The 7,501-nt window shown below is 31.4% G+C and carries 5 protein-coding genes; all 5 read right to left on the bottom strand.

What is annotated here, in order from left to right:
• The coding region (nhaA, locus tag ACIQZ1_RS09205; protein ID WP_396160704.1) for a Na+/H+ antiporter NhaA at positions 1-1,099 on the bottom strand (1,099 nt) is incomplete at its 3' end.
• Between the two features lie 142 nt (positions 1,100-1,241).
• Positions 1,242-2,093 (bottom strand): N-acetylglucosamine kinase, encoded by an 852-nt coding sequence (locus tag ACIQZ1_RS09200; RefSeq protein ID WP_396160702.1) that lies wholly within the window; start codon positions 2,091-2,093, stop codon positions 1,242-1,244.
• 86 nt (positions 2,094-2,179) lie between these two features.
• Entirely contained in the window at positions 2,180-3,190 is a 1,011-nt protein-coding gene (gene gap, locus ACIQZ1_RS09195) for a type I glyceraldehyde-3-phosphate dehydrogenase (protein ID WP_291241896.1), read from the bottom strand.
• 75 nt (positions 3,191-3,265) lie between these two features.
• A complete protein-coding gene (pfkA, locus tag ACIQZ1_RS09190; RefSeq protein ID WP_396160700.1) occupies positions 3,266-4,252 on the bottom strand; it encodes a 6-phosphofructokinase in 987 nt (328 codons plus the stop codon).
• 135 nt (positions 4,253-4,387) lie between these two features.
• On the bottom strand, positions 4,388-7,501 hold a 3,114-nt coding region (locus ACIQZ1_RS09185; protein WP_396160698.1), incomplete at its 5' end, for a translocation/assembly module TamB domain-containing protein.

Below are 7,501 nucleotides of genomic sequence, written 5' to 3'. Positions count from 1 at the left end.
TTACTCCTGCAATTAAAGAGGAAAGTACAATTATTAATTTGGTATTATTGATAATTACTGGGTTATCAAACGCTAAAAGTGTAATAAAAATAGACATTGTAAAGCCAATTCCGCCTAAAAAACCAAGACCAAATACAGATTTCCAATTCATATCACTTGGAAGCGTACACCATCCTATTTTAACGGTTAAAAAAGTAAGTAAAAATATACCAATAGGTTTTCCTATAACCAATCCCAACGCAACGCCTAAACTATAGTTTTCAGTTACTATTTTTGTCCAATCGCCACTCAATATTATAGCGGTATTCGCTAAGGCAAAAATTGGCAAAATTAAAAATGCAACGGGCTTGTGTAAAAAGTGTTGTAAAATATAAGAAGTAGATTTGTTTCCACCATTTCCAAATGGAATAGCAAAAGCTAATAGCACACCTGTAATTGTGGCGTGTACACCTGAATGCAGCATAAAATACCACATAAAAACCCCACCAATTAAATAAGGAAGTAGGTTTTTAACTTTAAAATATTTACCCAAAACATAAAGAAATACAAATATGCCTAAAGCGATGGCTAAATTACTCCACAAAATGGTTTTCGTATAAAAAATGGCAATAATTAATATGGCACCTAAATCGTCAATAACGGCTAAAGCAGTTAAAAATATTTTTAATGACAAAGGCACACGATTTCCTAACAACGATAAAATTCCAATAGCAAAAGCAATATCAGTTGCCATAGGTATTCCTGCACCTGATTGCGTAACCGCACCAAAATTAAATGCTAAATAAATTCCCGCAGGAATCGCCATTCCACCAATAGCAGCAAATATGGGTAATAAGGCGTCTTTAATATTAGACAATTCGCCTTGATAAATTTCTCGTTCTAATTCTAACCCAATTAACAAGAAGAAAATGGTCATTAAGCCATCGTTAATCCAATATTCTAAAGGTTTGCCTGAAAATTCGGTTAACCAAAAATGGTGGTAACTTTCTCCAAAAGTAGAATTAGCTACTAGTAATGACGTTATGGTGCAAACCAATAATATCAAACCGCCCACTTTTTCGCTTTCAAAAAAATTATTAAATACTTGTGTGATTTTCATTCTTGCTATTTATACTACAAAAATACTGAATTTTAAGCTATTTTGTGTAGTAAACATTGGGAATTCGTATGATTAAAAACAAAAAGCCCAAGTAACTTTCGCTACTCGGGCTTTTAAAACAAATTAACTTTTGCTAATATTATTAACTATTAGCCACGTGAAATTCTATTAATCCGTCTATTGGACGTCTTAATACATTCCCTATTTTGATTCCGTATTCATTTAAAACGGCTTCTAATTCCTCTTTTAAATAAAAAGCAATAGAACCTACAAAATGAACAGGAACTTCTTTACAATTTTCAAACTGCATAATGTAATTTTCAACAAATGCAACCAATTCTTCGCGAATATATTTCTGACAAAATTCGGTATTTTTATGCTTAATTAAAAATTTAGCATAGGTAGCCAAATACGCATTAGGATTTGGTTTTTTATATAAATTTTCTTTTACTGCATCTGGTTCTACATCAAATTCTTTTTCAAATTCTGAAGCCAAATTCGCAGGCATTTTATTAAAATAATAACCACGTAATAAATGACGACCAAAACGGTTTCCGCTACAATCATCCATAGCAATATAACCTAATGATTGTACTTTTTGATGTAAAACGTGCCCATCAAAATAACTACAATTTGAACCTGTTCCTAAAATACAAACAATGGCTTCTTGATTTTTTGGTGTAGTTGCAAAAACAGCAGCATAGGTATCTTCAAAAACAGCTACAGCAGCATTTTTAAAATATTCTTGAAAAACACCTGTTAAAAAGTTTTTCATTCTATCCGTTCCACATCCTGCACCATAAAAGAATAAATGAGCGGCTTTGTCTTTGTTATGAGAAATATCAAATTTATCGTCTAAACGAGCAATTATTTCTTCTTTAGTTAACACTTCTGGATTTAAACCTAAAGATTGTGTAGTAAATAATACTTTCCCATTAGTGTCTATGGCAATCCAATCTGCTTTAGTGGAACCACTATCTACAAGTAATTTCATGATTTTTAGAATATAGAGTAAAGAAATTGAGTATAGAAAATAGATTTTTGAGTTCTATTCTCTATACTCAAGTATTTATTTTTTTATTATTTTATAGCATTGATATGTACTGCTAAATCGATTAGCTTAGAAGAATATCCGTATTCGTTATCGTACCAAGAAACCAATTTAAAGAAAGTTGAATTTAAACCAATTCCAGCATTTGCATCAACGATTGAAGTACGCGTATCTGAAACGAAATCTTGAGATACTACTAAATCTTCTGTATATCCTAAAATACCTTTCATAGACGTTTCTGAAGCGTGTTTTAATACACTCATAATTTCTGCATAGGTAGTTTCTTTAGCTAATTTTACAGTTAAATCTACTACAGATACATCAACCGTTGGAACACGCATAGACATTCCTGTTAATTTTCCATTTAAATCTGGAATTACTTGTCCTACTGCTTTTGCAGCACCAGTTGAAGATGGAATAATATTTACTGAAGCGGCACGACCACCTCTCCAATCTTTTCTTGAAGGACCGTCTGCTACCATTTGAGTTGAAGTAGATGCATGAACCGTTGTCATTAACCCTTCTACAATTCCGAAATTATCGTGAATTACTTTTGCTAAAGGCGCTAAACAGTTGGTAGTACATGATGCATTAGAAACTACAGTATCTGCAGCAGTTGCTTTTTCGTGGTTTACACCCATAACAAACATAGGTGCGTCTGCTGAAGGTGCTGAAATAATTACTTTTTTCGCTCCACCTACAATATGCGCATTAGCTGTTTCTTTAGTTGTAAAAAAACCTGTACATTCTGCTACTACATCCGCGTTTATTCCTGCTTCATCCCATTTAATTTGTGCTGGATCTCTTTCTGCAGTTACACGAATGTATTTATCGTTAACGTATAATTTTCCGTCTTTAACTTCTACTTTTCCAGCAAAACGTCCGTGAACAGAATCGTATTTTAATAAATACGCCAAATGATCTACGTCTAATAAATCGTTTATTGCAACAACTTCTACGTTGTCTCTGTTGTATGTTTCTCTAAAAACAATTCTACCAATTCTACCAAATCCGTTAATTCCTAATTTTACTGTTGACATAATTTTTAAATATTTGATTCCTCTGGAATCCTTTTGTTAATTGAGTTGAAAAGCACTCTTTACTTTTTACTTTTATTATGATGATACGATATCTGAAACTTTTACAAGTTCTAAATCAATTTCACTTTGTCCTTTAATCGCTTGCTCTAATGGTGTTAAGCAAATTTTATCGTATTGTAATCCTACCATATAGTTAGATTTACCTTCTAATAAGCTTTCTACTGCTTTAACTCCTAATCTAGAAGCCAAAACCCTATCAAAACAAGTTGGTGAACCGCCACGTTGCATATGACCAAGTACCGAAACACGTACGTCATATTCTGGCATATTTTCTTCAACGTAGTCTTTTAGTTCAAAAACGTTTTTACCAATTTTATCCCCTTCAGAAACCACTACTATACTTGATGTTTTACCAGATTCTTTACTTTTTTTCAAAGAATCTACCAAACGGTCTAAACCAAAAGCTTCTTCTGGAATTAAAATTTCCTCTGCTCCTGCTCCAATTCCTGCGTTTAACGCGATATGTCCGGCATCTCTTCCCATTACTTCTACAAAGAATAAACGGTTATGAGAATTGGCTGTATCTCTAATTTTATCAATTGCTTCCACAACGGTATTCAAAGCCGTATCATATCCTAAAGTATGACTGGTTCCAAAAATATCGTTATCTATTGTACCTGGAATTCCAATTACAGAAAAACCAAATTCTTCATTAAACTTTTCAGCACCTGTAAACGAACCATCACCACCAATAACCACTAATGAATCTACACCACTAGCCTTTAAATTATCGTGAGCAATTTTCCGACCTTCTGGAGTCATAAAATCTTTTGAACGCGCTGTTTTTAATATAGTACCACCTTTATTAATAATGTTTTTCACATCACGAGGTCCCATAGGTTTAAAATCACCTTCAATCATACCTTGGTAACCACGGTATATTCCAACACACTCAATATTATAATAAGCACAAGCACGAACTACGGCTCTAATGGCTGCATTCATACCTGGCGAATCACCACCTGAAGTTAAAACTCCAATTTTTTTAATTGCTGTTGACATATTTAATACTATATTATTTGTAAAATTAGTAAAGGAAATTACATATTATGCTAAAAAAAGACATATTTTTTATCATAATGTTATTTTCAAACGTTTTCGTTAATAAATTTCTAAAAATTAACAAAATTTCTTGATTTAATGCACATCATTAATATCTGGAACTCGATTCTTTGGATCGGTTTTTTTCTCTTCTTTAATTTGTCGTTTGCGAGTTTCTTCTATAAAGTTAATAAACTCTGGATTGGTTTCCGAATCATCCGATTCATTAATAGGTTTATTTAAGTTATCATTCACATTTTGTGATTTAAACAACTTGTGTAGCAACTCTTTAAAATCATCAAAATCTACACGATACGACAACCCTAAACCTTGCGTATAACCTATATTTTGTCCGATTGTATTGGAATTTAAATCGTTTTCTCTATTAAATACGTGTGCGGTTAACGTACCATCTGTATTCAAACGCATTTCTACTTCTACGTTTCCAACTACATACGATTGATTTATACCACCTACCGGTACACCTACATTACCATTAATACTAATTCTATCATTAATTTGAGTGGTTAAGGTAACTAAGGCTCTATCAGAAATTTCTTGTTGTCGATTTCCTATTTGATAATCAAAGATAAGTTTGAATTTATTCTCTCCGTCAGATAATACATCACCAAAAATACTATTTGCCTTTTCAAATAATGAACCAAAGTAATTGGTTTCCTTATCCGCGAAAAAACCTCCTGTAGCTAATAATGCAAAAGCTTGTTGTTGTCTTCTGTCTTTATCTTGTAATTTATAATCCAAATCACTTTTTAAAACCGAACTTACATTTGGAAAATTGATATTAAAATCGGATTGGGGCGCGTTTAATTCGCCAGTTATTAAAATACTAACCTCTGTAGGAATTTTTTTATTAAAAGCTGCATTCTCTAATAATACATTTGGATTTGCTTGTGAAGCGTACACTGCTTCTAAATTTAACTTCGCACCCAATGGGTCGCCATCCCAACTAATTGTTCCTCCGTTTTTTACATTGAATTTTTTATCAATTAAACTCCCATATCTAAATAAATATTCTCCTTTGTTGACGATGAAATCACCCGTCATTTGAAATTTACCTAAGGTATTGATGTTCATAAACATCGATCCGTTACCTGTTCCTTTCATAGAATGCCCGGTTTCGCGATTTAAAATCACTTCAATTTCAGCATTTGGTGTAATGGAAAAATTAAAATTCAAATCGACACCTCTGTAAGTTTTAGTGGGTTGATTAATGGCGTTTTTTATACCAAATTTTTCTTCTTTTGTAGTAAAATGAACCAAACCATTATCGCTAACACTTTCCGAATCGTTTACAGGAATTTTAATTGATGTACCTTTCGCACTTTCCCCTTCTGCATTGATAACTAAAGCTTCTACAGGACCTTCGATTGTGGCAAAACCATCAAAATATGCTTTTCCAAAATAATAGGCGTCGTCAGCATCTTTTGTATCTAAAACCAAAAGCTTATCCGATGCTATTTTTAAATCCATTTCCCAATTTCCAAACTTTTCGTGAGAAATGGTTCCGCTTAAAATTCCTTTGGTTTTTTCGTTTACATCGATAATATCAATATCTCTAAAAATAAATTTTTCTTGAGTTAAATCAATTTTTGAATTTTTATCGAAATCGTAATCTACATTTAAATATGGCACGCGTAAACCTGCTTCATTTAGATACAAAACGCCATCTACTTCAGGTTCATCAAAAGTTCCAGCAATATTTATTTTACCTTTAGCTAATCCTCGTACATTATCTAAAACACCAGTTAAAAAGCCACCAATTGGTTTGATATTAAAGTTATCAAAAACTGCTTCTAAGTTTAATACGGTCTGATTGTTAACCATATCTACCGTTCCTGTTGTTAAAAATGTTTCTTCGCTTTTATTAATTATAGAAGCATCGACATTAAAAATCTTAAAAGTTTCATCTCCAAAAACTTTTAATTTTAAATTTCCTAATTCACTATCATTAAGTGCTAATCCGTCAATCGTTAAGTCTGTTGACGGTTCATAAATTAGGTTATCTTGTTTGTATTTAAGATTTCCATTTAACTTCCCGCCAAGACTTAAATTCTTAACATCGGGTGTGATTTTAGAAATATCAACATCATTAAATGTAAAATTAAAATCTTTATAGGTATCCCCTCTCATTTCTCCATTAAAATCAATGAATTGATTGTTATGAGATAAGGTTAATTGATTGAAATTGAAGTTTTTAAACTGTTTATCAAATACAATAGTGTTTTCAGTTGTTTCCTTTTCGTTAATATACCATTGAAAATTTTTAAATGTGATATCCGACTTTTTAAATCCAACTATAGATTGCTTATTTTCATTAATAGTATGATATAAATTTAAATCAAATTTATCTTCTCCATTATCGCCACCTTTAAATTCTGTTCTTGCAAAAAGTGTATCGTTTACGGTTAAATTTATCAAACTAAAATCAGATATTTTATAGTTTTTAGTATTTAAACTATCTAATTCAATATACGTATTATACAAAGGATTTTTGTTGTCAATATCAATTTTAATTCCGTTAAATTTGTTCTCAAATGCATTGACAAACGGCGAATTAAAGTCAAATTGAAACAAGCCCTCATCAGCATTAATTTTTCCTTTTAATCGGGTATTTTCGCCGATTGAAACTTCAGGATATAATACTTCTAAAACGGTATTATACACTGTAAAATCAAAATCTAAAAATTGATTTTTGGATAATTTATGTGGTGAATAATTTGCATACAAACTACCCGCCGCATTTTCAAGGATTTTTTTAATTTGTTTGGTTTGATATTTACCTACTACTTGTCCTTCAATAATATCATCCGATTGAAAGGAAACCGTTCTAATGTTTTGATTATCAAAAGATGATGTAACCGAAGCTGAATCGAAATAATATTTGTTTTTCGGATTGATGTAGGAAATATTTTCTAAATTTATGGTCCCTGCTAAGTCATCTAACGAATTTCCTTGCGCTTGCAAAACAATAGAGCCCGCTAAAACAGAAGTAACATCTTTAGTATATAAATTTATTTTTTTAAGATTAGCATATTCAATTTCAACATCAAAATCATATATTTTTTTTCTTTTGCTTAAATCTACTAAACCATCAAAAGTAAGCAATAAATTAGGGTCTTTACTATGTAAATGTCCTTTAAAATAAGGCATCTTCATCGTACCATTGATATCAATATTTTTATATGTATA

Source organism: Flavobacterium sp., assembly GCF_044341185.1.
Taxonomy (GTDB): Bacteria; Bacteroidota; Bacteroidia; order Flavobacteriales; family Flavobacteriaceae; genus Flavobacterium.
Note: the sequence above shows the minus strand (reverse complement) of the source record. Positions and strands in the feature narration are given on the sequence as shown.